Here is a 24,919-nt window from a genome sequence, read left to right as displayed (position 1 = left end):
CTCAGCACACCCCCACCCCACAGCTCAGCCCACCCCACTCCACACACGACCCCAGGACACCCGCCATGCCGCGACGCCGCACCTCAAGCTCGTCAAGCTCGACGGGAAGTTCGACGGGGGCGACGGGAGCCCCGGCCGCCCCCAGGAACAGGACGCCGCAGCCGGTGCGGATCCGGCGGCGGTCGTTCGGGGACTTCGTCAAGGCGTTCTTCGCCTTCGTCGCCCTGGCCGTGCTGCTCGTCGGCGTGCCGGGCGCGCTGGCCACGCAGATCGGGTGGCCGCTGCCGGACGGAGTGCCCAGTTTCGACTGGCTGCAGCAAGAGATCACCGTTCACACGTTCCTGAACATCCTCACCGTCATCGTGTGGCTGGCGTGGGCGCAGTTCACGGCGTGCGTGCTCGTGGAGATGAAGGCCGCGCTGTCGGGTGTCGGCGTGCCGGGCCGGGTGCCGGGCGCCGGGCCGAGTCAGTTGCTCGCGCGTCAGCTCGTCGCCGCGCTCCTGCTCGTCGGCGCCACCGCCGCCAGCTTCACGCCGGGGCTGTCGCAGCTCGGCAACAGCTACGACGCCAACCAGAAGCCGACCGTCGCCGCCGCTCAGGCCACCCCGGGCCTCTTCGCCCAGCAGCAGGAGCAGGCTTCCGGCGCCGCGGCCGCCCTCGCCGAGCAGGCCTCGCACGCCGCCGCCCACGCCGACGCGGGTGGCGGCACCGCCAAGCAGGGCGACACGAAGTTCTACCGGATCCAGCCGCCCGAGGGCCGTCACCACGACTCCCTCTGGGAGATAGCCCAGCGCCACCTCGGCGACGGGCGCCGCTACAAGGAGATCTTCGAGCTCAACAAGGACCGCGTGCAGCCGGACGGGTCCAAGCTCTCCGAGGCCAGCCTCATCCGGCCCGGCTGGATCATGGAGATGCCGGGCGACGCCCGCGGCGGCGAGCTCGTCGAGATGCCCGACGAGGCGCCCAACGTGTCGCCCGACGTGCAGCAGCAGATCAGCGACTACGCCCGGACCGGCGACCACGCCCAGGGCGCAGGCGGAGCCCAGGGCGGAAGCGACCAGGCACCCGGCGGCGCCACCCAGGTGTCCGTCCCCGACCAGCAGCGGCCCGCCCACGACGGCACCGGACACCAGCAGGCCACCGCCGTCGGAGCCGAGTCCGACAGCTCCTTCGGTCTGCCCGAAGCCCTCCTCGCCGCGCCCCTCCTCGCCGCCGGTCTCCTCGGCGCCCTGGGCCGGCGCCGCCGGCAGGCCCTGTGGCAGTCGGCGTTCGGCTCCGTCGGCGGACGGCGCGGCATGGAGCCGCCCACGCCGAGCGGTGACGCGCAGGACGTCCAGGACGCGCTGCTCGTCGGCGCCGACCCCGAGGGCGTACGGCTGCTCGACCGGAGCCTGCGCGGTCTCGCCGCCTCCCTCGCCGAGGAGTCGCGCGCGCTGCCGGTCGTCTACGCGGCCTGGCTCAGCAACGGCGACCTGCACCTCCAGCTCGCCCAGCCCGCCGGGAAGCCCCCGGCCCCCTGGCAGCAGGGGCAGGACCAGACCTTCTGGATGCTCTCCCGCACCGACGCCGAGCGCTACGAGGACGTCGACACCGCCGCGCCCTACCCCGGCCTCGTCAGCCTCGGCACCATGGACGACTCACGGCTGCTGCTCAACCTGGAGGCCGTGCCCGGCATCGTCTCGCTGAGCGGCAGGGAGGCCGACCGGGCCGCCGTCTTCGCGTCGGTGGCCGCCGAGCTGGCGACCAACGGGTGGTCGGACCGCATGACCATCACGCTCGTCGGCTTCGGGGAGGACCTCACGCCCCTCGCCCCCAACCGGATCCGGCACCTGGAGGACATCGAGGCCCTCGTCGAGACCATGGAGGCCGAGACGCGGCAGCGGCGCGGTGCGCTCGGCGCCGCCGGGCACGACTCCGTCCTCACCGGTCGCACCGGGCCCGCCCAGCACACCCGTTGGGCCCCGCACCTCGTCCTGCTCGCCGCCCAGCCGTCCGCCGAGGACGCCGTCAAGCTCGCCGAACTCGCCGCCGACGCCAGTCGTCTCGGCATCGGCTACCTCGTCGGCACCGAGACCGGCGATCTGCCGGGCGCCGCCTGGGAGATGGAGATCACCGGCCAGGGCAAGCTGCTCGCGCCCCTCCTCGGACTGGAACTCGACGCCCAGTTGCTGCCCGTCGCACAGCAGCGGGCCGTGGTGGAGCTGTTCGTCGAGGCCGACCCGGAGCGCGAGAGCGACGGGCCCGCCAACACCCCGCCGTTCCTCGTCGACATCAGCGAGCAGGGGCGTCCGGCCGTGTACGCCCGGCTCGTCGGGCCGTACGAGATCATCGGACTGGACACCCCGGACGGGGAGCGCAGCGCGCTGCTGCACGAGGCGCTCGCCCTGCTGCTCCTGCACCGCGAGGGCGTGCACCCGCGTGTGCTGTCCTCGGCGCTGTGGCCGCGCGGTGTCACCGACGACGTGCGCAATGCACTGCTCGACCGGCTGCGCGACTGGCTCGGCGCCGACCCCGACGGCACGCCCCGCCTCGCCACCGACGGCTCCGGCCGGCTCACACTCGCCAAGACCGTCGTCTCCGACCTGGACGTGCTGCGCTCCCTCTATCACGAGGCCACGCAGGGCCGGGGCGTCGGCAGCCGGGCCGTACGCGGGCGGCTGCTCACCGACGCGCTGGTGCTGGTGCGCGGGCCGCTGCTCGCCGACCGGCCGGAGGGCCGTTACCAGTGGCTCTCCCACGAGATCGTCGACGCCCAGCTGCCGTTGCTCGTCGCGGACACCGGGCTCGCGCTGTGCGCGTTCCACATGGAGAAGGACCGCGCGGAGAAGGCCATCGAGGCGCTCGACGCGGCCCTGCGCACCGCTCCGGCCGACGAGCGCCTGTGGCACGAGCTGCTGCGCGCCACCCACGCCACCGGTGACACGGAACGGCTGACCGGACTCGCCACCGACCTCATCGGCCGCAGCGGGGCCCGTGGGCTGCCGCCGCGCACCGAGGCACTGCTCGACGAGCTGCTGCCGACGTGGCGTGACGCGATCGCCGCGGCGGGATGAGCACCGGGCTGTTGGTCCTCGTCGCCGCGCTGTGGGGCGCGGCGGCGGGGGCGTTGCTGCCGCGGGCGGCCTACCGGTTCTCGGCGCCGTCGGGGGAGGCGTGGCACGAGGAGTGCCCCGGCGGGCACCCCGTCAGGGGCTGGCTGGGGCGGGCGGCCTGCCCGGAGTGCGCGGAGTCCGGATACGGTCCGCGTACGACGCCGCTCGCGATCGCCACCGCCCTGGTCTGCGCGGTCCTCGCCGCCGCGACCGGCACCCGCCCCGAGCTCGGGGTCTGGCTGCTGCTCGCCCCGGTCGGCGTGCTGCTCACGGTCGTCGACTTCCGGGTACGGCGCCTGCCCGACCCGCTCACCCTCCCCTTCGCCGCGGCAGCCCTGGCCCTGCTCGGCCTCACCGCCCTCGTCCCCGAACACGCGGGCCACTGGACGACCGCCCTGCTGGGCTCCCTCGCCCTGGCCGGCGGCTACTTCGTCCTGTTCCTCATCAACCCCGCCGGCATGGGCTTCGGGGACGTCAAACTCGCCCTCGGCACCGGCGCGGCCCTCGGCTGGTACGGCTGGCCGACGGTCATGCTCGGCACGTTCGCCGGTTTCCTCCTGGGCGCGCTGTACGGCGCCGCCCTGGTGATCACCCGCCGAGCCACCCGCAAGACAGCCATCCCCTTCGGCCCGTTCCTGATCGCGGGCGCGTTCCTGGGCCTGCTGGTGGGCGCGTACACGGCCTGACAGCGGGGGCCGGCGCGTACCCGGTCATCCGGCACGCAGACACGCGTCCGAGAGAGCCCGCCGAACGCCTGTGATCCGCGCAACCGTCGCTGCCATGATGCTGATCATGACAAACGCATCGCCTTACCCCGCCTACCCGGCCGCGCACCCCGCCGGCCCGTTGCCGGACCCCACGCCCCACCCGTACCACCGCATGGACCGCACCACAGGACGTCACCGCTGGTGGCGGCCGTTGGTCGGCACGGTGCTGATGGCTTTCGCCTACTTCGTGATCCTGCTCGTGCTCGTGGTCCTCTCCTACGGGCTCGGCACGGCGCTCGGTGCCCCCGAACTGCCCGACGACGGCGGTCCCGACTTAGGGCCGCTCGGGAACACCGCGACGGATCTCGTGTCCATCGCGATAGCCCTGCCCCTGGTGCTGCTGGCCACGCTGTGGCCGGCGAGACGGGCCGCCGGGACCGTCACGTCGGTCACCGGGCGGCTGCGGACCGGCTGGCTCGGGTGGTGTCTGCTGGCGGGGCTCCCGGCCATCCTCCTGCTCACGGTGATCTCCTTCTTCCTGCCGGGCGGCTCGGACGAGTCCGACACCTGGGTGGGCTGGCGCACCTTCCTCACGGCCCTGGCCGTGCTGGCCGTCCTCGTCCCGCTGCAGGCCGCGGCCGAGGAGTACTTCTTCCGCGGCTGGCTGCTCCAGGCGGTCGGGGCGTTCGTGCGCTCCCCGTGGCTCGCCGTGATCCCGCAGGCCGTACTGTTCGCCGCGGCCCACGGCTGGGGCACCAGGTGGGGTTTCCTCGGGCTGCTGGTGAACGGTCTCGTGATGGGTCTGCTCACGATTCGCACCGGTGGACTCGAAGCGGCCATCGTCCTGCACGTCCTGAACAACCTGCTGGCCTTCGGTGTCTCCGCCGCGATCGTCGGCGGACTGTCGACGGACGAGACCGCGGCCGACGCGCCCTGGCCGCTGGCCCTCACCGCCATGGCCGTCGATCTGCTCTACGCCGCGCTCGTGCTGTGGCTGGCCCGGCGCCGCGCGCCGCAGCGCCTCTCGGTACCGCGCACCCCGCCCGCCCCGTATCCCCACGCCGCCCGCACGGCCTGACGTCCGGCCGGCCGAAGCCCTGGCGTACGCTGGGCTGGTCCGTCCACAACCCTTACGAAAGGGACGCCCGGTGACCGAGAAGGCCGACCTTCAGCCCATCCTCGACCGTGCAGCCGCCGGTGGGCGGATCACCCCGGACGAGGCACTCGTGCTGTACCGGGACGCCCCGCTGCACGCCCTGGGCGCCGCCGCCGACGCCGTACGCCGCCGCCGGTACGCCGGGACCGAGCACATCGCGACGTACATCATCGAGCGCAACATCAACTACACGAACGTCTGCGTCACGGCGTGCCGCTTCTGCGCCTTCTACGCCGCCCCCAAGGACACCGCCAAGGGCTGGACGCGCGACCTGGACGACATCCTGCGCAGGTGCGCGGAGACCGTCGAGCTGGGCGGCACGCAGATCATGTTCCAGGGCGGACACCACCCGGACTACGGCGTCGAGTACTACGAGAAGCACTTCAAGGCGATCAAGGACGCGTTCCCGCAGCTGGTCATCCACAGCCTGGGGGCGTCCGAGGTCGAGCACATGGCCCGGATCTCCAAGGTGAGCGTGGAGGAGGCCATCCAGCGCATCCACGCCGCCGGCCTCGACTCCTTCGCGGGCGCCGGCGCCGAGTTGCTGCCCGAGCGGCCCCGCAAGGCCATCGCCCCGCTGAAGGAGTCCGGCGAGCGCTGGCTGGAGATCATGGAGATCGCCCACAACCTGGGCGTGGAGTCCACCTCCACCATGCTCATGGGCACCGGCGAGACCAACGCCGAGCGCATCGAGCACCTGCGGATGATCCGGGACGTCCAGGACCGCACGGGTGGCTTCCGCGCCTTCATCCCGTACACCTACCAGCCGGAGAACAACCACCTGAAGGGCCGCACGCAGGCGACGCTCTTCGAGTACCTGCGCATGATCGCGATCGCGCGGCTGTTCATGGACAACATCGCCCACATCCAGGGCTCCTGGCTGACCACGGGCAAGGAGGTCGGCCAGCTCTCCCTGCACTACGGCGCCGACGACCTCGGCTCGATCATGCTGGAGGAGAACGTGGTGTCGTCGGCCGGTGCCAAGCACCGGTCCAACCGGATGGAGATCATCGATCTGATCCGGAAGGCGGGCCGGGTGCCCGCCCAGCGCGCCACCACCTACGAGCACCTCGTCGTCCACGACGACCCGGCGAACGACCCGGTCGACGACCGCGTGGTCTCGCACATCTCCTCCACGGCCATCGCGGGCGGCACGGCTCACCCCGAGCTGAAGCTGCTGGCCCCCAACTGACCCCACCGTGCTGACGATCCACGCCGCCCCGCTGGTCCTCCCGGCGGGCGCGGCCCCCGGCACGGACGCACCCGGCACGGACACAGCCGTCGCGGACGGAGCCGTCCTGGTCGACGGCGACCGGATCACGACGGTCGGGCCGTACGACGAGGTCGCCGAACAAGCACCGGGCGCGCGGGTACGGCGCTGGCCGGGCGTGCTCACTCCCGGTCTGCGCCAGTGGCACCCGCTGTGGCTGCTGCGCCACTGCTACCACCCCGACCCGCGCGAAGCCGACGAGCTGGGCGAAGAGCCCCTGTGGGGCGAGAAGTTGGCCGCCCTGGGCGACCTCCCCGAGACCCGCTGGTCGGGCAGCGTACGGCGCGGAGTGCAGCGGATGCTGCGCTACGGCACGACGGCCGTCGCCTCGCCCGGCGCCCGGTTTCGCGATCCGCTGGTCGCCACGGCCGTCGCCCGGTCCGGGCTGGCCGTCGTCGGGACCTCGGGGGCTCCCGGCACCCTCCTCGGTGAGCGGCCCGGCCTCGACCCGTTCGCGGAGGGGTACGACCTGCGCGGCACGGTCCACGCCCCGCTGTCCGTCGGCGGCCGTGCCGACCTGGCCGTGTTCGACGTACCCGACGAGACGGCCCTGCGCGAGCGCGGCGCGGTGACCTGCGTGGCGACCGTGCTGGCCGGCCGCCTGGTGTACCGGGCCCGCTGACCCGGGGCCGGGTCAGCCCGCGAACACCCTCGCGAACGCCCCCGGCTTCTGTGCCACTCCGCTGCAGTCCGTCGCCGCCTTCGCCGACTCGGTGCCGTCCGCGCAACTCCGGTCCCGGGCTGTCGACCACATCGAGACCCAGGCGATGCCCTTCTCCTCGGCGAACGCGCGGACCTCGGCGGCGTCCGCGAGTGTGAACGTCTCGCCCTTGACGTCGTTGACGCCGATCATCGAGGTGAGCGCCATGCCCCGCCAGGCGGTCGCGTCCGAGGTCCTGAAGGTCTTCCGCAGCTGGGCGTGCGCGGCCTCGGCGGCGGAGACTGCGTAGTCGCCCATGTCACCGTCGTACGACGAGCCGTAGTTCATCGTCATGAGGTTGACGGTGGAGACCCGCACGGCGTGGGCGTTGGCGGACGCGAGGAGCGCCAGGCTGTCCTTGCCGAGACCCTTGGGCATCACCGGCAGGGTGAACGAGACCTGCAGGCCGGGCCGTTCCTTCTGCAACTGCGCGATCGCCTGCGAACGCAGGTCGGTGGACGCGGAGTCGCCCAGCTCGTCGCCCTCGATGTCGAAGTCGGCCAGGGTCGTACCGGCCACGTCGAGCGCCTTGCCGTAGGCCGCGGCCAGTTCCGGCGCGCTGTCGCAGTTCACCGCGAGTTCCCTGCCGGTGGCGCCGCCGAAGGAGACCCGGACCCGGCCGCCGCCCTCCTTGAGTTTCGCGATACGGGACGCGACCCCCGCGTCGCCGATGGCGTGGGAGCCGTCCCACCGGGGGACGCAGTCGTCGCCGTCGGCTATGACGAACGCCAGGTTGTACGTCGTGGGAGAACCGGCCGAGTCGGTGGCGGCGGCTTTCCCGGCGCTGACGTACGGGGCGTACGAGGTGCCCTTGCCGACGGGGGGCGGCGTGCCGGGTCCGGCGGAGGACGTGCCGGGACCGGCCGTCACCGTGGGGGCCGCGTCGTCCTGCCCGGAACATGCGGCGGTGGCGAGGGCGAACAGGCAGCCCAGCCCGGCCGCCGCCGGTTTCCGCAGACTCCTCATGACGTGCGCTCCCGTTCTCGTGATCCGGGGGTAGAACAGAAAGTACGGTTCCCCGCGGCGAACGTCTCACGAAGGCGGCGGCGCGCGGCGAGACCTCCCGAAAACTCCCGGTGCTCACCGGAAGTTGCGGCACGGAAGCAGCCGCGGCCCCTGCCCTGAGGGCGTACTGCAAGAATGGGCCCGTGACCCGCGCATCCCTGGACAAGCAGCCGCACGAAGTCGCCTCGATGTTCGACGACGTGGCGGAACGGTACGACCTGACCAACGACGTGCTGTCCCTCGGCCAGGACCGGCGATGGCGCAAGGAGGTCGCCAAGGCGGTCGACGCGCGCCCCGCGCAGAAGATCCTCGACCTCGCGGCGGGCACCGGCACCTCCTCGCTGCCCTTCGCCCGCACCGGCGCCTACGTGGTCCCGTGCGACTTCTCCCAGGGCATGCTCCAGGTCGGCAAGCAGCGGCAGCCCTGGCTGCCGTACACCGCCGGCGACGCGACGAGGCTCCCCTTCAAGGACGACACCTTCGACGCCGTCACCATCTCCTTCGGCCTGCGCAACGTCCAGGACACGGACGCCGGCCTGCGCGAGATGCTCCGGGTGACCCGGCCCGGCGGGCGCGTCGTGATCTGCGAGTTCTCGCACCCGACCTGGGCACCTTTGCGCACTGTCTACACCGAGTACCTGATGCGCGCCCTGCCGCCGGTCGCCCGGGCCGTTTCCTCCAGCCCCGACGCCTACGTCTACCTCGCCGAGTCCATCCGCGCCTGGCCCGACCAGCCCGCGCTGGCCGAGCGGCTGGGCAAGGCCGGCTGGTCGCGGGTGGCCTGGCGCAACCTGAGCGGCGGGATCGTCGCCCTGCACCGGGGCTTCAAGGCGAGCTGAGGACCATGTAGGGGTCGCCCGGCTCGTCCAGCTCGCGCTGCAGACCGCCCCGGGGCGGACGCGGGATCCGCGGTTCGTGCACACCCCCACCGCCCTCACCGGGTCCGAAGTCGAACCACACGTAGACCATCGAGTCCCGCGGCACCTCGGCGCCGGGCTGCGGGTACTGGCGTACGACGTAGTCGACGACGGCGAGCGGGGGCGCGGGCCGGTCCGGCGTGGTGAGGAGGAGGCCCTGCGCCCGGGCCGTCTCCCGCGCGTCCACGGCCATCAGGCCGACCAGGCGCGGTACACGCACATCGGGTGTCTTGCGGGATATGTGCACAGATGTCACCCCCAGCGGTACAGGAAGGGTAACTCCCGCCCCGTACCGACCGGAAGCGACAGGTGTCGTGCTGTGACAGTCGACTACTCTCCGTCAGCGGCCGGGAGGTCGAGCCGGTAGCAGTGCCCCGTCCGCTGCGAGGCCGGAGTCGTGAAGGTCTCGGCGAGGCGCATCCCGAGCCGTCGCGTCACGGCGATGGACCGGCTGTTGCGGGCGTCGACCATCGCGACGACGCCCGGCACGCCGGCCGCCCGCATCCGGTCCAGGGTCTGCCGCGCGGCCGCGGTCACATAGCCCCTGCCCCAGTGCTCCCGGCCCAGCCGCCAGCCGATCTCGATCTCGCCGGCCGGGCCCCAGGCCCGCTCCCACGGCTGGGCGCCGGTGAAGCCGATGACCTGCCCCGACTCGTCGAGCACGGTCCACAGGCAGAAACCGAGCTCGGCGTCGTGCCGGCGCTGGCGGGCGGTGAGCTCCTCGTAGACCGACAGTTCCGCGGCCCTGCCGCCCTGGAACTCCATGACGTCCGGGTCGTCGAAGATCCGGTGCCAGACGAACGCGTCCTCGTGGGTGGGGACTCGCAGCCGCACGGCGGGGAGAACTCGGTTCACGTGGCAGCCCTTCAGCCGGGTGATGAATGCCGCTGCATAGACTGCCCATGTCCCGTGCCGGCCGGCACAGCATTTCCGAACCTTGGGGAGATCCCGCCGTGAGTGTCGTGACCGAGCCCCTCTCGGAGAACACCGCCGATGTGATCGTCGTGGGCGCGGGGCCGGCGGGCTCCACCACCGCCTACCACCTCGCCAAGGCGGGGCTCGACGTTCTCCTGCTGGAGAAGACCGCCTTCCCGCGCGAGAAGGTCTGCGGTGACGGCCTCACCCCGCGTGCCGTCAAGCAGCTGGTGGCCATGGGTATCGACATCTCGGAGGAAGCCGGCTGGCTGCGCAACAAGGGCCTGCGCATCATCGGCGGCGGGGTGCGGCTCCAGCTCGACTGGCCGGATCTCGCCTCCTTCCCCGACTACGGACTCGTCCGCAAGCGCGACGATTTCGACGAGCAGCTCGCCCGGCAGGCCCAGAAGGCCGGAGCGCGGCTCTTCGAGCGGTGCAACGTGGGGGCGCCGATCGTCGACGACCGCACGGGCCGCATCACGGGGGTGCACGCCAAGCTCGGTGAGGAGAAGCGCGAGGTCACCTTCCACGCGCCGCTCGTGGTCGCCGCCGACGGCAACTCCACCCGGCTGTCCCTCGCGATGGGGCTGCACCGCCGCGAGGACCGGCCGATGGGCGTGGCGGTGCGCACGTACTTCACCAGCCCGCGCCACGAGGACGACTACCTGGAGTCCTGGCTGGAGCTGTGGGACCGCCGCGGCGCCGAGGACCGCCTCCTGCCCGGCTACGGCTGGATCTTCGGCATGGGCGACGGCACCTCGAACGTCGGCCTGGGCGTGCTCAACACCTCCGACTCCTTCAAGGAGCTGGACTGGCGCGAGGTCCTGAAGGCCTGGTGCGCGTCGATGCCGGAGGACTGGGGTTACACGCCGGACAACATGACCGGCCCGATCCGGGGCGCCGCCCTGCCGATGGCCTTCAACCGCCAACCGCACTACACCAAGGGCCTGCTGCTCGTCGGCGACGCCGGCGGCCTGGTCAACCCCTTCAACGGCGAGGGCATCGCCTACGCCATGGAGTCCGGCCAGATCGCAGCCGACGTCATCGTCCAGGCGCACGCCCGGCCGACGCCCGCGAGCCGCGAACTGGCCCTGCAGCGCTACCCGCGCGTCCTGAAGGACACCTACGGCGGCTACTACACGCTCGGCCGCGCCTTCGTGAAGCTCATCGGCAACCCGAAGGTCATGCAGATCGCGGCCCAGCGCGGTCTCACGCACCCGATGCTGATGAAGTTCACGCTGAAGCTCCTGGCGAACCTCACCGACCCCACGGGCGGCGACGCGATGGACCGCATCATCAACGGACTGAGCCGAGTGGCCCCGAAGGCCTGAACGGCCCGCCGGGCGGTGACGGCGGCGGCGTGAGTGGCCCGCCGGGCCGTGATGCCGGTGGCGTGAGCGGGTCGGGGGTCTGCGGTACCGGTGGCCTGAGAGGGCGCCGGTCCGGGGTGCCGGTGGCCGAGCCGGAGCCGGCGAGCCACTCGCCGCCGCGGCGTACATGCTGCCGGCTCGAGCGGGTCGCCGGTCCGCGATACCGACCGCCTGGGCGGGTGGCCGGCAGATCGCGCCGGACGGCCTCAGCGCGTGGCCGGCCTACGGCGCCACGTGCCGCAGCGGGCGCCCGGCCCGTCGTGCCGGTGGCGTGGTCAGGTGTTCAGTGCCTCGATGTTGGCGGCCCGGCGCGCGTACACCGCCTCCCGCCGGTCCGTCATCTGCCGCAGTGCGTCCTTGCGCTCCCGCGCGGAGAGCCGGTCCAGGTAGAGCCGCCCGTCGCAGTGGTCGGCCTCGTGCGCGAGGCACCGGGCGAAGTAGCCGGTGCCCTCGATCACGAGTGGCTCGCCGTCCCGGTCGAACCCGCGCACCACGGCCCGGTCCGGACGCGGCACCTCCTTGGTGGCGCCCGGCACCGAGAGACAGCCCTCCGGTTCGTCGAGGAGCCTCCTGCGCGAGGTACCGAGCGGTTCCAGGACCGGGTTGACGAGGTGCCCGACGTGCCGCACCCCGTCGTCGTCCGGGCAGTCGTACACGAACACCCGCAGATCGACCCCGACCTGGTTCGCCGCGAGCCCGGCCCCGTCCGCGACGTACATGGTCAGGAACATGTCGTCGATGAGCGCGGCGAGGTCCGGACCGAACTCGGTCACGTCCCGGCACGGCTTGTGCAGTACCTCCTCGCCGGCCTCGGTGATGCGCCGGACCTTGCCCTGCCGGGCCCCGGGCGCGAGCCGCGGGTAGGAGTCGACGGGCCGTCCCTGTACGAAGACGCTCGGTCTGCTGTCTCCCTCTGGCGAGTGCCGTGGTGGCGGGAGAACGGGCTCCGGCGACGGGAGCCTCCCCGCCCTGCGGGACTCATGACAGCGGAACACCCGGGCCGGGTCCAGGAGCAGTCCGGCCACACACGACCATCGGGCCGGTTCATTCCGGGGCGTACGGGACTTTCGGCCCGTCAGGGGAGCGAGGGACCGGTGTAGCCGTGCGGCTCGGCGCCAACACCCTGCCAGGGTGGGGCAATTCGGACGCACGGTGCGGGAGTGACGGAAGCGCGGGGGCGGACCGTGGTGCCGAGTGGCCCTCAGGACGGCCCTGAGGGCCCCTGGAGCGCTTCGGGGGGCGGAGTGAGGGTGCCGGAGCCAGATGCCCCCGGACAGGCCGGGAGGGCCGTCACCTTGGAGTGGCGACGGCCCTCGAGCCCGTATGCACGGAGGTTCCGGACGGCGTGCGACGTCAGAGGACGCGCACCGCGCCCGACGCCGGGTAGCCCGACAGGTCCTGGATGACGACGCCCTTGGACGGGTTGGCCGCGTCCAGGTACTGGCCGTTCCCGATGTAGACACCCACGTGGTACGCGGAGCCCTTGCCGCCCCAGTACAGGATGTCGCCGACCTGGACGCTGGACAGCGGGACGTCCGTGCCGGCCATCGACTGGTCCTGCGAGACGCGCGGCAGGTCCACACCAACCTGCTTGTACGCGGCCTGCACGAGGGAGGAGCAGTCCCAGGCGTTGGGACCGGTGGCGCCCATGACGTAGGCGTCGCCCACCTGGGCCTTGAGGAACGCGATGACCGTCGCGACGCTGCCGCTGGCGGGCGCCGACACGGACGTGGAGGCGGACGCGGACGCGGAGAGGGTGGCGCGCTCGGTGCTGCGGTTGGCGCGCTCGGCGGCGGCCTTGCGGGCGGCCTCGGCGGCCTTCTTCTTGGCCTCCGCCTTCTTCTTCGCCTCGGCGAGGTCCTTCTTGGCCTCCGTGGCGGCCTTGGCGGCGGCGGCGTCACGCTCGGCGCGCAGCTCGTAGTTCGCCGCGGCCTGCTGGGTGGCGGCGGCGGACTGGGCGACCTGAGCGGACATATCGGCCGTCAGGGTGGGCAGTTCGATGGTCTGCGTCACCGGCTCGGCGGCGCTCGCCGAGGCCGACGCACCCGCCGCCGCCATGCTGAGGACGCCACCGGCAACGCCGGCGCGCAGGGCGATCGAAGAGGTCGCGCTGCGGCGGGGTTTCCGGTGGCTGCGTATGTGAGCGGTGTGGGACATGGGAATAACCGGTACCAGGGGCTCCTTCATATCTTCAAGAAACGTGTGCTGCGCCACAGTTACTCAATCGGGCCCCCAAAAACCCCGAACGAGACCCTTTATTGACGCCGTAACGGACATTGCGGGCGCCCCGTGACCAGCCTGTGATCACGGTGTTTGATCAATACGCCCGAATTGCCCCGCGCCTACCATCGGTTGCATTGATTGGCCAAGCCCCGTTCTCACGGACCTCTCATCAATGTGACGGAGGTCACGGAACGGCCGTCCTGTCGACCGCGTCCCGGTGCGTAGATCACGGCCGTGTCACGACCTCGCGAAGATCGTGAACGCGTGCACGCGTCCACACCTCGCCCCCTGCGCCCCCTGACGTGTGAACGTGCCTCTATCAAGAGATCAAGTCCATCGCGAATTTGCATGCGTGAGAACCCTCTTGATATTGAGACGCCCCCTCCGGCCTGCGCTGACGAGCCAAAATGTCACCTCTCGTGATCACTCGGACGCTTCGCGTGTGAAGATCACCGCTCATCCGACTTCATGATCGATCGTCAGGTGGTGGAGATCACAAAGCTTGTGCAATACCCCGTGTCGCAGATCACAGAGCGTCGGGCATAAGATGCACGCGGTTGGGCTTGTGACCTGCTTCACATGTTCCCGATCTTCGCCGGGGCGGGCGGGGTTCGAGGGACGGGTGGGCCGGAAGTGAGCCCGATGCAAACCGCCAGCAGTCAGTGCCGACTGAGAGGAGCGAGGAGCGGTGAACGCGTATGCGCCCATCCTCGTACTGGGAGCCCTCGGGGCAGGCTTTGCGATCTTCTCCGTGGTCATGGCCACGTTGATCGGGCCCAAGCGGTACAACCGCGCCAAGCTCGAGGCCTACGAGTGCGGTATCGAGCCGACCCCCACGCCGGCCGGTGGCGGGCGCTTCCCCATCAAGTACTACCTGACGGCGATGCTCTTCATCGTCTTCGACATCGAGATCGTCTTCCTCTACCCCTGGGCCGTCACCTTCGACGCCCTGGGGATCTTCGGGCTCGTGGAGATGCTGCTCTTCGTGCTCACCGTCTTCGTCGCGTACGCGTACGTATGGCGGCGCGGCGGCCTGGAATGGGACTGAGGGGCCACACGTCATGGGACTCGAAGAAAAGCTGCCGAGCGGCTTCCTGCTGACCACCGTCGAGCAGGCCGCGGGCTGGGTACGCAAGGCCTCGGTCTTCCCCGCCACCTTCGGCCTCGCCTGCTGCGCCATCGAGATGATGACCACCGGCGCCGGCCGTTACGACCTGGCGCGGTTCGGCATGGAGGTCTTCCGCGGTTCGCCCCGCCAGGCGGACCTGATGATCGTCGCCGGCCGGGTCAGCCAGAAGATGGCGCCGGTGCTCCGGCAGGTCTACGACCAGATGCCGAACCCCAAGTGGGTGATCTCCATGGGGGTCTGCGCCTCCTCCGGCGGCATGTTCAACAACTACGCCATCGTCCAGGGCGTCGACCACATCGTGCCGGTCGACATCTACCTCCCCGGCTGCCCGCCCCGGCCGGAGATGCTGATGGACGCGATCCTCAAGCTCCACCAGAAGATCCAGAGCTCCAAGCTCGGCGTGAACGCCGAGGAGGCGGCCCGCGAGGCGGAGGAAGCGGCGCTCAAGGCCCTGCCCACCATCGAGATGAAGGGGCTGCTGCGATGAGCGACGCGAACGGCGCGAACGGCGCGGGTGGCGCCAACCCCGAGAAGGACCTCAGCGCGTCCAACCTCCCCGGTCAGCGCGGCCAGGGTGGCGAGGAGATCCGCGTCCAGCGCGGCATGTTCGGCGCCGACAAGGGCGGCGACACCACCGGCTACGGCGGCCTGGTCCGCTCGGTCCGGCTCCCGGGGCCGGCGACCCGGCCCTACGGCGGCTGGTTCGACGAGGTCGCCGACGAGCTGGAGGGCGCCCTGGAGGAACAGGGCCTGCTCCCGGACAACGCCATCGAGAAGACGGTCGTCGACCGGGACGAGCTGACCTTCCACATCGAGCGCGAGCACCTCGTCCTCGTCGCCCGCACCCTGCGCGACGACCCGGCCCTGCGCTTCGAGCTGTGCACGGGCGTCAGCGGCGTGCACTACCCGAACGACAAGGGCCGCGAGCTGCACGCCGTCTACCACCTGCGCTCGATCACCCACAACCGGGTGATCCGCCTGGAGGTCAGCGCCCCCGACAGCGACCCGCACATCCCGTCGCTGTTCGAGGTCTATCCGACGAACGACTGGCACGAGCGCGAGACGTACGACTTCTTCGGAATCGTCTTCGACGGCCACCCCGCCCTGACGCGGATCATGATGCCGGACGACTGGCAGGGCTTTCCGCAGCGCAAGGACTACCCCCTCGGCGGCATCCCCGTCGAGTACAAGGGCGCCCAGATCCCGGCTCCGGACCAGCGGAGGTCGTACTCATGAGCACTTCGCACGCCTCCCCTCGCGAGACCACCGAGGGCACCGTCTACACGGTCACCGGCGGCGACTGGGACGAGGTCGTCCAGACCGCCGCCCGCGCCGACGACGAGCGCATCGTCGTCAACATGGGCCCGCAGCACCCCTCCACCCACGGCGTGCTCCGGCTGATCCTGGAGATCGACGGCGAGACCGTCACCGAGGCCCGCTGCGGAATCGGTTACCTGCACACCGGCATCGAGAAGAACCTCGAGTACCGGACATGGACGCAGGGCACCACGTTCGTGACGCGCATGGACTACCTGACGCCGTTCTTCAACGAGACGGCGTACTGCCTCGGCGTCGAGAAGCTCCTCGGCATCGAGGACCAGATCCCGGACCGGGCCTCGATCATCCGCGTGCTCCTGATGGAGCTGAACCGGCTCTCCTCGCACCTGGTGTGCATCGCCACCGGCGGCATGGAGCTCGGCGCGACCACGATCATGATCTACGGCTTTCGTGATCGTGAACTCATTCTCGATATCTACGAGCTGATCACCGGCCTGCGGATGAACCACGCGTACATCCGCCCCGGCGGACTCGCCCAGGACCTGCCGCCCGGCGCGGTGGACCAGATCCGCGAGTTCGTGAAGAAGATGAAGAAGAACCTCCCGGAGTACGACAAGCTCGCCACCGGGAACCCCATCTTCAAGGCCCGCATGCAGGACGTCGGCTACCTGGACCTGGCCGGCTGCATGGCCCTCGGCGCGACGGGCCCGATCCTGCGCTCCACCGGCCTGCCGCACGACCTGCGCAAGGCGCAGCCGTACTGCGGCTACGAGACGTACGACTTCGAGATCCCGACCGCCGACACCTGCGACTCCTACGGCCGCTTCCTCATCCGGCTGGAGGAGATGCGCCAGTCCCTCAGGATCGTCGAGCAGTGCCTCGACCGGCTCCAGCCCGGCCCGGTCATGGTCGCCGACAAGAAGATCGCCTGGCCGGCCCAGCTCGCCCTCGGCCCCGACGGCCTCGGCAACTCCCTCGACCACATCAAGAAGATCATGGGCACCTCCATGGAGGCCCTGATCCACCACTTCAAGCTGGTCACCGAGGGCTTTCGCGTCCCGCCGGGACAGGCGTACACGGCGGTCGAGTCGCCCAAGGGCGAACTCGGGGTGCACGTCGTGTCCGACGGCGGCACCCGCCCCTACCGGGTCCACTTCCGCGACCCGTCCTTCACCAACCTGCAGGCCATGGCGGCGATGTGCGAGGGCGGCCAGGTCGCCGACGTCATCGTCGCGGTGGCGTCCATCGACCCCGTGATGGGAGGCGTCGACCGGTGACCACATCGTCTTCCGAGCGGGGCGTCAGCCTGGGCATGCCCGAACTGCCCGCACCCGCCTACCCGGACGACGTCCGGGCCCGTCTGGAGACGGACGCGCGCGAGGTCATCGCCCGCTACCCGGACTCCCGGTCCGCCCTGCTGCCGCTGCTGCACCTCGTGCAGGCCGAGGAAGGCCATGTCACGCGCACCGGCATGCGGTTCTGCGCGGACGTGCTCGGCCTGACCACGGCCGAGGTCACCGCGGTCGCCACCTTCTACACCATGTACCGCCGCCGCCCGAGCGGTGACTACCAGGTGGGGGTGTGCACCAACACCCTGTGCGCCGTGATGGGCGGGGACGCGATCTTCGACGAGCTCCAGGAGCACCTCGGCGTCGGCAACGGCGAGACCACCGGCGACGGCAAGGTCACCCTGGAGCACATCGAGTGCAACGCGGCCTGCGACTTCGCGCCGGTCGTGATGGTCAACTGGGAGTTCTTCGACAACCAGACCCCGGCCAGCGCCAAGAGCCTCGTCGACGACCTGCGCGCCGGGCGGCCGGTCACGCCCACCCGCGGGGCCCGCATGTGCACCTTCAAGGAGACCGCCCGGGTCCTGGCCGGCTTCCCCGACGAGCGGGAGGGGGCCGTGGAGTCCGGGGGGAGCGCGGGACCCGCCTCCCTGGTCGGCCTGAAGCTCGCCAAGGGCGAGACGTCCGCCGCCCGCGTGGTGCACCCGCGCGGCGAGGCGGCCCGCACCGGGGCACCGCACGAGCCGTCACCGACGGAGCACTTGAGCTCGCACGACGCGCCGCAGGACACGTCGGCCTCCGACCCGGCCCACCCGGCCGGGCCCACCGCCGAGGAGGGGGAGTGATGACCTTGGCACCCGAGCTGAAAGACACGAGCCCCGAGAAGCTGCTCGCACCGGTGCTGTCGGCCTTCTGGGACGAGGACAGGTCCTGGACGCTGGACGTGTACCGGAGGCACGACGGCTACGAAGGGCTGCGCAAGGCGCTCGCCATGTCCCCGGACGACCTGATCGCGTACGTCAAGGACTCCGGTCTGCGCGGGCGCGGCGGCGCGGGATTCCCCACCGGGATGAAGTGGCAGTTCATTCCCCAGGGGGACGGAAAGCCGCACTATCTTGTTGTCAACGCCGACGAGTCGGAGCCCGGGACGTGCAAGGACATCCCGCTCCTCTTCGCGAACCCGCACAGCCTCATCGAGGGCATGATCATCGCGTGTTACGCCATCAGGTCGTCGCACGCCTTCATCTATCTGCGTGGTGAAGTCGTCCCCGTGCTGCGGCGGTTGCACTCCGCAGTGCGCGAGGCCTACGAGGCCGGCTTCCTCGGCGAGAACATCCTGGACAGCGGACTCGACCTCGACATCACCGTGCACGCGGGCGCGGGCGCGTACATCTGCGGTGAGGAGACCGCACTGCTCGACTCGCTCGAAGGTCGCCGGGGCCAGCCGCGGCTTCGTCCCCCCTTCCCTGCCGTCGCGGGCCTCTATGCGTGCCCGACTGTGGTGAACAACGTCGAATCGATCGCGTCGGTTCCCGCGATCCTGCAGCGGGGCAAGGAATGGTTCCGGTCGATGGGGAGTGAGAAGTCGCCCGGCTTCACGCTCTACTCCCTGTCCGGCCATGTCGCCAGCCCCGGCCAGTACGAGGCGCCGCTCGGGATCACGCTCCGCCAGCTGCTCGACATGAGCGGCGGGATGCGCCCCGGGCACCGCCTCAAGTTCTGGACGCCGGGCGGCTCCTCGACCCCGATGTTCACCGACGAGCATCTCGACGTCCCCCTTGATTACGAAGGAGTGGGCGCCGCGGGTTCCATGCTCGGCACCAAAGCCCTCCAGTGCTTCGACGAGACCACCTGCGTGGTCCGTGCCGTCACCCGCTGGACGGAGTTCTACGCCCACGAGTCCTGCGGCAAGTGCACGCCCTGCCGCGAAGGCACCTACTGGCTCGTGCAGTTGCTGCGCGACATCGAGGCCGGCAAGGGACAGATGTCCGACCTCGACAAGCTGAACGACATCGCCGACAACATCAACGGCAAGTCCTTCTGCGCCCTCGGCGACGGCGCCGCCTCGCCGATCTTCTCCTCGCTGAAGTACTTCCGCGAGGAGTACGAGCAGCACATCACGGGCCGGGGCTGCCCCTTCGACCCGGCCAAGTCGACGGCCTGGGCCGACCGCACGGAGGTGAACGCATGACCGTGACCACCAGCTCTCCCTCCGGCGGGGGAGAAGCGGCGGTCCCGCCGGAGGACCTCGTGTCGCTGACGATCGACGGCGCCGAGATCAGCGTGCCCAAGGGCACCCTGGTCATCCGGGCCGCCGAGCAGCTCGGCATCGAGATCCCCCGGTTCTGCGACCACCCCCTGCTCGACCCGGCCGGCGCCTGCCGCCAGTGCATCGTCGAGGTCGAGGGCCAGCGCAAGCCCATGGCGTCCTGCACCATCACCTGCACCGACGGGATGGTGGTGAAGACCCACCTCACCTCGCCGGTCGCGGAGAAGGCCCAGAAGGGTGTGATGGAGCTCCTGCTCATCAACCACCCGCTGGACTGCCCGGTCTGCGACAAGGGCGGCGAGTGCCCGCTGCAGAACCAGGCCATGTCGCACGGCGACGCCGACTCCCGCTTCGAGGGCCGCAAGCGGACCTACGAGAAGCCCGTCCCGATCTCCACGCAGGTGCTGCTCGACCGCGAGCGGTGCGTGCTGTGCGCCCGCTGCACCCGGTTCTCCAACCAGGTCGCGGGCGACCCGATGATCGAGCTGGTCGAGCGGGGCGCGCTCCAGCAGGTGGGCACCGGCGAGGGCGACCCGTTCGAGTCGTACTTCTCCGGCAACACCATCCAGATCTGCCCGGTGGGCGCGCTGACCTCGGCGGCGTACCGATTCCGCTCCCGCCCGTTCGACCTGGTGTCCTCCCCGTCGGTGTGCGAGCACTGCTCCGGCGGCTGCGCCACGCGCACCGACCACCGCCGCGGAAAGGTCATGCGGCGCCTGGCGGCCGACGACCCCGAGGTCAACGAGGAGTGGATCTGCGACAAGGGCCGGTTCGGGTTCCGGTACGCGCAGCAGCGCGACCGGCTCGAGACGCCGCTCGTGCGCAACGCCGAGGGTGAGCTGGAACCGGCCTCCTGGCCGGAGGCGCTGCAGATCGCGGCCCAGGGGCTGCTGGCCTCCCGGGGCCGCACGGGTGTCCTGACCGGTGGCCGCCTCACCGTCGAGGACGCCTACGCGTACAGCAAGTTCACGCGCGTGGCGCTCGACACCAACGACATTGACTTCCGCGCGCGCGTGCACAGCGGGGAGGAGGCCGACTTCCTCGCCGCGCAGATCGCCGGGCGGGGCCGGGACCTCGACGGCACGGGCGTCACGTACACCGCGCTGGAGAAGGCCCCGGCCGTCCTGCTCGTCGGGTTCGAGGCGGAGGAGGAGGCGCCCGGCGTCTTCCTGCGGCTGCGCAAGGCCTGGCGTAAGCACGGGCAGAAGGTCTACTCCCTGGCCACGCACGCCACGCGCGGTCTGGAGAAGGCCGGCGGCACGCTGCTGCCGGCGGCTCCCGGCACCGAGACCGAGTGGCTGGACGCGCTCGCGAGCGGCGCCGGCCTGGAGGACGACGGCGCGCTCGCCGCCGAGGCGCTGCGCGCCGAGGGCGCGGTGATCGTCGTCGGCGAGCGGCTGGCCGCCGTGGCCGGCGGGCTCACCGCCGCCGTCCGCACCGCCGCCGCGACCGGTGCCGGGCTGGTGTGGATCCCGCGCCGGGCCGGGGAACGCGGCGCGATCGAGGCGGGCGCGCTGCCGTCGCTGCTGCCGGGCGGGCGCCCGGCCACCGACCCGCGCGCGCGGGACGAGGTCGCCGCCGTCTGGGGCGTCGCGGGGCTTCCGCACCGCTACGGCCGTGACACCGGCCAGATCGTGGAGGCCGCCGCGACCGGTGAGCTCCAGGCCCTGCTGGTGGCGGGTGTGGAGATCGCCGACCTGCCCGACCCGGCACGCGCGCGTGCGGCGCTCGACGAAGTGGGCTTCCTGGTCTCGCTGGAGCTGCGGCCGAGCGAGATCAGCCGCAAGGCCGATGTCGTTCTGCCCGTCGCGGCGGTCGCCGAGAAGGCCGGCACCTTCCTCAACTGGGAAGGCCGGATCCGCTTCTTCGAGGCGGCGCTCAAGCCCGACCAGATGACCCGCCGCTCCGCGCCCACCGACGCGCGCGTGCTGCAGATGCTGGCCGACGCCATGGACGTCCACCTCGGACTGCCGGACCTGCGCACCGTGCGCGGCGAGATCGACCGGCTCGGCGCCTGGGACGGACCGCGGGCGGGTGAACCCCTGGAGACCGCGGCCGCGCTGCCGCGGCCGGCCGTAGGGGAAGCCGTTCTCGCGGGGCACCGGCTGCTCCTCGACCAAGGCCTCCTCCAGCAGGGCGACGAGGCACTCGCCGGAACCCGGCACGCGGCACGCGCGCGTGTGTCGGCCCCGACGGCCGCCGAGGCGGGCGTCAAGGACGGCGACCTGCTCGCGGTGACCGGTCCCCAGGGGGTCGTGGAACTCCCGCTCCAGATCAGCGACATGCCCGACCGGGTCGTGTGGCTGCCGCTGAACTCCACCGGCGGCGGCGTCGCCTCCGACACCGGGGCGCGGCCCGGCTCCCTCGTCCGCATCGGCCCGGCGACGCTCGCCGGCGAGGCCCCCAAGGAGGTGGAGGCATGAGCCCGTACCTCGCCGCAGAAGACCTCTCGATGTTCGGCACCGACCCCTGGTGGCTGGTCGTCATCAAGGCGGTGTTCTGCTTCGCGTTCCTGATGGTGACCGTGCTGGTCTCCATCGTCATGGAGCGCAAGGTCGTCGCCTGGATGCAGCTGCGCATCGGCCCCAACCGGCACGGCCCCTGGGGCATGCTCCAGTCGCTCGCCGACGGCATCAAGCTGATGCTCAAGGAAGACGTGATCGTCAAGCGTGCGGACAAGGTGGTGTACGTCCTCGCGCCGGTCATCGCGGCGATCCCGGCCTTCATGGCGATCGCGGTGATCCCCTTCGGCCCCGCCGGCAACGAGATCTCGATCTTCGGCCAGCGCACCACGATGCAGCTCACCGACCTGCCGATCGCGATGCTCTACATCCTCGCGGTCGCCTCGGTCGGCATCTACGGCATCGTGCTGGCGGGCTGGAGCTCCGGCTCGACCTACCCGCTGCTGGGCGGCTTGCGCTCCTGCGCGCAGATGATCTCCTACGAGATCGCGATGGGCGCCGCCTTCGCCTCCGTCTTCCTGTACTCGGGGTCGATGTCGACGTCGACGATCGTCGAGCAGCAGGCCGACCGCTGGTACATCGTGCTGCTGCCGGTCTCCTTCATCATCTACATCGTCACGATGGTCGGCGAGACCAACCGCGCCCCCTTCGACATGCCGGAGTCCGAGGGCGACCTCGTCGGCGGCTTCAACACCGAGTACTCGTCGATCAAGTTCGCGATGTTCATGCTCGCCGAGTACGTCAACATGGTGACCGTCTCGGCCGTCGCCACCACGCTGTTCCTCGGCGGCTGGCGGGCCCCCTGGCCGATCAGCACCTTCTGGGAAGGCGCCAACCACGGCTGGTGGCCGCTGCTCTGGTTCACGGTGAAGGTCCAGCTGCTGCTGTTCATGTTCATCTGGATCCGCGGCACCCTCCCGCGCGTCCGCTACGACCAGCTGATGAAGCTCGGCTGGAAGGTCCTCATCCCGGTCTCCCTGGTGTGGCTGATGCTCGTCGCGAGCGTGCGGGCCTTCCGCAACGAGGGCTACGACTTCGCCGACATCGCCCTGTACGTCGGCGGCGGCGTCCTCGCCCTGCTGCTGCTCTCCTTCGTCGCCGACATGTTCCGCGAGAAGGCCAAGAAGGCCGAACAGCCGGCCGGGACCCCGGCCGCCTTCGACCCGATGGCGGGCGGATTCCCCGTACCGCCCCTGCCCGGACAGGAACTTCCACCGGTCCCGCGCCGCTCGCGCCGTGAGCGGGAGCTGATTGTCAGTGGTGGGACCGATACTCAGAGTGACGGATCTCTGGGCGGAACTACGGATGGAAAGGAGGCGTCCGATGGCTGAGGAACTCGAGCGTTCGAAGGCTGAGGAAAGCAAGGACACCAAGCCCGGTTTCCAGAACCCCGTGGCCGGCTTCGGCGTGACCTTCAAGGCCATGTTCAAGAAGCGGCTGACCGAGCAGTACCCGGAGCAGCAGAAGACCACGGCTCCGCGCTTCCACGGACGGCACCAGCTCAACCGCCATCCGGACGGCCTGGAGAAGTGCGTCGGCTGTGAACTGTGCGCCTGGGCCTGCCCCGCCGACGCGATCTACGTGGAGGGCGCGGACAACACCGACGAGGAGCGCTACTCGCCGGGCGAGCGGTACGGCCGCGTCTACCAGATCAACTACGCCCGCTGCATCCTGTGCGGCCTGTGCATCGAGGCCTGCCCCACCCGGGCGCTGACGATGACCAACGAGTTCGAGCTGGCCGACTCCAGCCGGGCCAACCTCATCTACACCAAGGAGCAGCTGCTCGCCGGTCTCGAGGAGGGCATGGTCGACTCGCCCCACGCCATCTACCCCGGCACGGACGAACAGGACTACTACCGGGGCCTGGTGACGGAGGCCGCGCCCGGCACCGAGCGGCAGGTCGCCCACTCCAAGGGCGAGGTCGTGCAGGAGGCCGACTCGACCTTCGGCGGGACGGAACCGGCCTCGGAGAGGGTGATCGGGCGATGACCACCCAGCTCGCCGCCTACTCCACCTCCACCGGAGAGGCCGTCCAGTTCTGGATCCTGGGCACCGTCGCGGTGATCGGCGCACTGTGCACCATCCTCATGAAGAGGGCCGTGCACAGTGCTCTCTGCCTCGCCGGGACCATGATCATCCTGGCGGTGTTCTACCTCGCCAACGGCGCCTACTTCCTGGGCGTCGTACAGATCGTCGTCTACACCGGCGCGATCATGATGCTGTTCCTGTTCGTGGTGATGCTCGTCGGCGTCACCGCGGCGGACTCCCTGAAGGAGACCATCAAGGGCCAGCGGTGGCTGGCCCTGCTGTGCGGGCTCGGCTTCGGCGTCCTGCTGATCGGCGGGATCGGCAACGCGTCCCTGACGGAGTTCAACGGCATCGGCCAGGCCAACGCCGGGGGCAACGTGGAGGGCCTCGCCGCCCTCATCTTCACCAAGTACGTCTTCGCGTTCGAGATCACCGGCGCCCTGCTCATCACGGCCGCCGTCGGGGCCATGGTGCTCACCCACCGCGAGCGCACCGAGCGGGCCAAGACGCAGCGGGAGCTCGCAGAGGAGCGCGTGCGCGAGGGCAAGTACCTGCCGCCGCTGCCGGCGCCCGGTGTGTACGCCCGGCACAACGCGGTCGACATCGCGGGCCTGCTGCCCGACGGCACCCCGTCCGACCTCACCGTCAGCAAGACCCTGCGCGAGCGCGGCCAGATCCGCGACGTGTCGCGGGAGGCGCTCAACGACCTCAAGGCCCTGGAGCAGCGGTCCGAGGAGCGTCTGGAGCGCAGGGCGGTCGGGCCGGCGAAGTTCCAGCGGTCCGAGGAGGCGTCCAAGTGAACCCCGTCAACTACCTCTATCTCGCGGCCCTGTTGTTCACGATCGGCGCCACCGGCGTGCTGATCAGGCGCAACGCGATCGTCGTGTTCATGTGCATCGAGCTCATGCTCAACGCCTGCAACCTCGCGTTCGTCGCCTTCTCCCGGATGCACGGCAACCTCGACGGCCAGATCATCGCCTTCTTCACGATGGTCGTCGCCGCCGCCGAGGTCGTGGTCGGGCTCGCGATCATCGTGTCCCTGTTCCGTGCCCGCCACTCGGCCTCGGTCGACGACGCCAGCCTGATGAAGCTGTAAGGGGTCGGAAGAA

Annotated in this window: 23 protein-coding genes; 18 read left to right on the top strand and 5 right to left on the bottom strand. The window is 70.9% G+C overall.

Annotated elements, in window-relative coordinates; all coding sequences use genetic code 11:
* Window positions 1–164: 164 nt before the first annotated feature.
* The 5 genes from ABTX60_RS23245 (at window position 165) to ABTX60_RS23225 (ending at window position 6,847) form a co-directional block, all read left to right on the top strand.
* Complete coding sequence (locus tag ABTX60_RS23245; protein ID WP_502992373.1) at window positions 165–3,053, top strand: BTAD domain-containing putative transcriptional regulator; 2,889 nt, start codon at window positions 165–167, stop codon at window positions 3,051–3,053.
* Window positions 3,050–3,778: a prepilin peptidase gene (locus ABTX60_RS23240; protein WP_352098915.1), complete on the top strand. Its 729-nt coding sequence runs from the start codon at window positions 3,050–3,052 to the stop codon at window positions 3,776–3,778. The genes ABTX60_RS23245 and ABTX60_RS23240 overlap by 4 nt, the downstream gene beginning before the upstream one ends.
* 106 nt (window positions 3,779–3,884) lie before the next feature.
* Window positions 3,885–4,877 carry a CPBP family intramembrane glutamic endopeptidase gene (locus ABTX60_RS23235; protein WP_352098914.1) on the top strand — a complete coding sequence of 331 codons (993 nt, stop codon included), beginning with the start codon at window positions 3,885–3,887 and terminating at the stop codon, window positions 4,875–4,877.
* 70 nt (window positions 4,878–4,947) lie between these two features.
* Window positions 4,948–6,147, top strand: a complete 1,200-nt coding sequence (mqnC, locus tag ABTX60_RS23230) for a cyclic dehypoxanthinyl futalosine synthase (protein WP_351625624.1) — start codon at window positions 4,948–4,950, stop codon at window positions 6,145–6,147.
* Window positions 6,148–6,154: 7 nt separating this feature from the next.
* Window positions 6,155–6,847 carry an imidazolonepropionase-like domain-containing protein gene (locus ABTX60_RS23225; RefSeq protein WP_352098913.1) on the top strand — a complete coding sequence of 231 codons (693 nt, stop codon included), beginning with the start codon at window positions 6,155–6,157 and terminating at the stop codon, window positions 6,845–6,847.
* A 12-nt stretch (window positions 6,848–6,859) separates the two neighbouring features.
* On the opposite strand, the gene ABTX60_RS23220 is transcribed toward ABTX60_RS23225, so the two are convergent.
* The gene (locus ABTX60_RS23220) at window positions 6,860–7,891 is read right to left on the bottom strand and encodes a chitinase (RefSeq protein ID WP_352098912.1); all 1,032 of its coding nucleotides are present in this window, start codon (window positions 7,889–7,891) and stop codon (window positions 6,860–6,862) included.
* A 182-nt stretch (window positions 7,892–8,073) separates the two neighbouring features.
* On the opposite strand from ABTX60_RS23220, the gene ABTX60_RS23215 reads away from it, so the two are divergent.
* Window positions 8,074–8,769 (top strand): demethylmenaquinone methyltransferase, encoded by a 696-nt coding sequence (locus ABTX60_RS23215; RefSeq protein ID WP_352098911.1) that lies wholly within the window; start codon window positions 8,074–8,076, stop codon window positions 8,767–8,769.
* Here the strand turns inward: ABTX60_RS23215 and ABTX60_RS23210 are convergent.
* Together ABTX60_RS23210 and ABTX60_RS23205 are read right to left on the bottom strand one after the other, a co-directional pair.
* The gene (locus tag ABTX60_RS23210) at window positions 8,756–9,067 is read right to left on the bottom strand and encodes a PASTA domain-containing protein (RefSeq protein ID WP_352098910.1); all 312 of its coding nucleotides are present in this window, start codon (window positions 9,065–9,067) and stop codon (window positions 8,756–8,758) included. The two genes, ABTX60_RS23215 and ABTX60_RS23210, sit on opposite strands and share 14 nt — an antisense overlap.
* Window positions 9,068–9,177: 110 nt before the next feature.
* Window positions 9,178–9,702 carry a GNAT family N-acetyltransferase gene (locus ABTX60_RS23205; RefSeq protein WP_352098909.1) on the bottom strand — a complete coding sequence of 175 codons (525 nt, stop codon included), beginning with the start codon at window positions 9,700–9,702 and terminating at the stop codon, window positions 9,178–9,180.
* A 98-nt stretch (window positions 9,703–9,800) separates the two neighbouring features.
* On the opposite strand from ABTX60_RS23205, the gene ABTX60_RS23200 reads away from it, so the two are divergent.
* Entirely contained in the window at window positions 9,801–11,093 is a 1,293-nt protein-coding gene (locus ABTX60_RS23200) for a geranylgeranyl reductase family protein (protein ID WP_053669586.1), read from the top strand.
* Window positions 11,094–11,407: 314 nt separating this feature from the next.
* On the opposite strand, the gene def is transcribed toward ABTX60_RS23200, so the two are convergent.
* Entirely contained in the window at window positions 11,408–12,157 is a 750-nt protein-coding gene (gene def, locus ABTX60_RS23195) for a peptide deformylase (protein ID WP_352098908.1), read from the bottom strand.
* A 328-nt stretch (window positions 12,158–12,485) separates the two neighbouring features.
* Window positions 12,486–13,319 carry a C40 family peptidase gene (locus ABTX60_RS23190; protein WP_352099036.1) on the bottom strand — a complete coding sequence of 278 codons (834 nt, stop codon included), beginning with the start codon at window positions 13,317–13,319 and terminating at the stop codon, window positions 12,486–12,488.
* A gap of 724 nt (window positions 13,320–14,043) precedes the next feature.
* Here ABTX60_RS23190 and ABTX60_RS23185 point away from each other — a divergent pair.
* From ABTX60_RS23185 to nuoK, 11 genes are read left to right on the top strand one after another with little or no spacing between them, the layout of a single operon-like run.
* Window positions 14,044–14,403, top strand: a complete 360-nt coding sequence (locus tag ABTX60_RS23185; RefSeq protein ID WP_003992243.1) for an NADH-quinone oxidoreductase subunit A — start codon at window positions 14,044–14,046, stop codon at window positions 14,401–14,403.
* Between the two features lie 13 nt (window positions 14,404–14,416).
* Window positions 14,417–14,971 (top strand): NuoB/complex I 20 kDa subunit family protein, encoded by a 555-nt coding sequence (locus tag ABTX60_RS23180; RefSeq protein ID WP_007383964.1) that lies wholly within the window; start codon window positions 14,417–14,419, stop codon window positions 14,969–14,971.
* The gene (locus tag ABTX60_RS23175; RefSeq protein ID WP_352098907.1) at window positions 14,968–15,720 is read left to right on the top strand and encodes an NADH-quinone oxidoreductase subunit C; all 753 of its coding nucleotides are present in this window, start codon (window positions 14,968–14,970) and stop codon (window positions 15,718–15,720) included. Before ABTX60_RS23180 ends, ABTX60_RS23175 begins: the two co-directional genes overlap by 4 nt.
* Window positions 15,717–17,039 (top strand): NADH-quinone oxidoreductase subunit D, encoded by a 1,323-nt coding sequence (locus tag ABTX60_RS23170; RefSeq protein WP_352098906.1) that lies wholly within the window; start codon window positions 15,717–15,719, stop codon window positions 17,037–17,039. Before ABTX60_RS23175 ends, ABTX60_RS23170 begins: the two co-directional genes overlap by 4 nt.
* A complete protein-coding gene (gene nuoE / locus ABTX60_RS23165) occupies window positions 17,036–17,896 on the top strand; it encodes an NADH-quinone oxidoreductase subunit NuoE (protein WP_352098905.1) in 861 nt (286 codons plus the stop codon). The genes ABTX60_RS23170 and nuoE overlap by 4 nt, the downstream gene beginning before the upstream one ends.
* Window positions 17,896–19,242, top strand: coding sequence for an NADH-quinone oxidoreductase subunit NuoF (gene nuoF, locus ABTX60_RS23160; protein WP_390991821.1), 1,347 nt, complete (start codon window positions 17,896–17,898; stop codon window positions 19,240–19,242). Before nuoE ends, nuoF begins: the two co-directional genes overlap by 1 nt.
* On the top strand, window positions 19,239–21,743 hold the full coding sequence (locus tag ABTX60_RS23155; RefSeq protein WP_352098904.1) for an NADH-quinone oxidoreductase subunit G: 2,505 nt from the start codon (window positions 19,239–19,241) through the stop codon (window positions 21,741–21,743). Before nuoF ends, ABTX60_RS23155 begins: the two co-directional genes overlap by 4 nt.
* The gene (nuoH, locus tag ABTX60_RS23150) at window positions 21,740–23,113 is read left to right on the top strand and encodes an NADH-quinone oxidoreductase subunit NuoH (protein WP_352098903.1); all 1,374 of its coding nucleotides are present in this window, start codon (window positions 21,740–21,742) and stop codon (window positions 23,111–23,113) included. The genes ABTX60_RS23155 and nuoH overlap by 4 nt, the downstream gene beginning before the upstream one ends.
* Complete coding sequence (nuoI, locus tag ABTX60_RS23145; RefSeq protein WP_352098902.1) at window positions 23,106–23,771, top strand: NADH-quinone oxidoreductase subunit NuoI; 666 nt, start codon at window positions 23,106–23,108, stop codon at window positions 23,769–23,771. Before nuoH ends, nuoI begins: the two co-directional genes overlap by 8 nt.
* Entirely contained in the window at window positions 23,768–24,610 is an 843-nt protein-coding gene (locus ABTX60_RS23140) for an NADH-quinone oxidoreductase subunit J (RefSeq protein WP_352098901.1), read from the top strand. The genes nuoI and ABTX60_RS23140 overlap by 4 nt, the downstream gene beginning before the upstream one ends.
* A complete protein-coding gene (gene nuoK, locus ABTX60_RS23135) occupies window positions 24,607–24,906 on the top strand; it encodes an NADH-quinone oxidoreductase subunit NuoK (RefSeq protein ID WP_003992252.1) in 300 nt (99 codons plus the stop codon). The genes ABTX60_RS23140 and nuoK overlap by 4 nt, the downstream gene beginning before the upstream one ends.
* Window positions 24,907–24,919 lie beyond the last annotated feature (13 nt).

The sequence above is a fragment of the Streptomyces sp. NPDC126510 genome, from assembly GCF_040302345.1.
Classification (GTDB): domain Bacteria; phylum Actinomycetota; class Actinomycetes; order Streptomycetales; family Streptomycetaceae; genus Streptomyces.
This window is presented reverse-complemented; position numbering and strand designations above follow the sequence as displayed.

Bases quoted from the DNA above. Each gene is read 5' to 3' on its own strand.
- ABTX60_RS23240 (WP_352098915.1), top strand. From the start codon at position 3,050: ATGAGCACCGGGCTGTTGGTCCTCGTCGCCGCGCTGTGGGGCGCGGCG.
- ABTX60_RS23235 (WP_352098914.1), top strand. From the start codon at position 3,885: ATGACAAACGCATCGCCTTACCCCGCCTACCCGGCCGCGCACCCCGCC.
- ABTX60_RS23220 (WP_352098912.1), bottom strand. From the start codon at position 7,891: ATGAGGAGTCTGCGGAAACCGGCGGCGGCCGGGCTGGGCTGCCTGTTC.
- ABTX60_RS23190 (WP_352099036.1), bottom strand. From the start codon at position 13,319: ATGAAGGAGCCCCTGGTACCGGTTATTCCCATGTCCCACACCGCTCAC.
- ABTX60_RS23180 (WP_007383964.1), top strand. From the start codon at position 14,417: ATGGGACTCGAAGAAAAGCTGCCGAGCGGCTTCCTGCTGACCACCGTC.
- ABTX60_RS23175 (WP_352098907.1), top strand. From the start codon at position 14,968: ATGAGCGACGCGAACGGCGCGAACGGCGCGGGTGGCGCCAACCCCGAG.
- ABTX60_RS23170 (WP_352098906.1), top strand. From the start codon at position 15,717: ATGAGCACTTCGCACGCCTCCCCTCGCGAGACCACCGAGGGCACCGTC.
- nuoF (WP_390991821.1), top strand. From the start codon at position 17,896: ATGACCTTGGCACCCGAGCTGAAAGACACGAGCCCCGAGAAGCTGCTC.
- ABTX60_RS23155 (WP_352098904.1), top strand. From the start codon at position 19,239: ATGACCGTGACCACCAGCTCTCCCTCCGGCGGGGGAGAAGCGGCGGTC.
- nuoH (WP_352098903.1), top strand. From the start codon at position 21,740: ATGAGCCCGTACCTCGCCGCAGAAGACCTCTCGATGTTCGGCACCGAC.
- nuoI (WP_352098902.1), top strand. From the start codon at position 23,106: ATGGCTGAGGAACTCGAGCGTTCGAAGGCTGAGGAAAGCAAGGACACC.
- ABTX60_RS23140 (WP_352098901.1), top strand. From the start codon at position 23,768: ATGACCACCCAGCTCGCCGCCTACTCCACCTCCACCGGAGAGGCCGTC.